Raw genomic sequence first — 917 nt, 5'->3', positions numbered from 1 at the left:
GGCTCGCCGGCAGCGCCGACATCGCTTTCGACGGAGGGGGCAGGGGTGCCAGCGGCGCTCGGCTCGGCGTTGCCGCCGCCGGCGGACGTTGCGCCGGGCGAGTTCCTGGACCTGCTGACAGGAACGGATCCGGCGGACGATGCGCCAGCCGAGTTCCTGGACCTGCTGACAGGAACGGATCCGGCGGACGATGCGCCAGGCGAGTTCCTGGACTGGCTGCAAGGAACGGATCCGGCGGACGATGCGCCGGGCGAGTTCCTGGACTGGCTGCAAGGAACGGATCCGGCGGACGATGCGCCGGGCGAGTCCATGGACTGGCTGTCGTCAGGGATGGATCCGTCGGCATTCATCATGGGGTTGCCGTCGGAGAACCGCGCGCCGGACGATGCGGTCGGGTCCCCGGGCTCGCCGGCAGCGTTGGCGCCGGCGCCTGGCTCGGCGGTGCCGCCGGCGGAGGTCGATGTCGCGTCGGACTTGGACCAGAAGGTGACTGCGGCGATCACCACGTTGTCGGCCGTGGTGTCCAGTGACCAGGCGACACTCTTCGAGGAGTGGGCGCGCGAGGTGTTCGACGTCGATCCTCGGCGGTTTGACATGGGGGTGGCCGGGGTCTTTCAGCCGGTGTTGGACGCCTTTGGGGCTCAGTTGGCGGAGTTGAAGGTCCGCAGCCTGGATGGACTGCGTGCGTGGGTGATTCGTGAGCTGGCCGACGACCTCGCCCGGGGTACCGAGTCGAGGTTCAGGAAGATTCTTCCGTATCCGCAGGGCGTGTCGGACCAGGAGCGGGAGACGCTGCACCGGAAGTGGTTCCCCAAGGTCGTAGGTGGCGGGGTTCACGAACTCACGCATGTGCCTTTCCATGTGGCGGCCGAGAAGTTGTCCCGGCCGATGTGGGTCCATCATCCGTTTGGTCCCTC

Annotated in this window: 1 pseudogene; it reads left to right on the top strand. The window is 67.9% G+C overall.

Going from position 1 to position 917, the window contains the following annotated elements:
• Positions 1 to 45: 45 nt before the first annotated feature.
• Positions 46 to 917: pseudogene (locus ABGB16_RS33820) on the top strand (hypothetical protein); the annotation flags it as partial.

Origin of the sequence: Micromonospora sp. B11E3 (assembly GCF_039871625.1) — a bacterium.
Classification (GTDB): domain Bacteria; phylum Actinomycetota; class Actinomycetes; order Mycobacteriales; family Micromonosporaceae; genus Micromonospora.
Note: the sequence above shows the minus strand (reverse complement) of the source record. Positions and strands in the feature narration are given on the sequence as shown.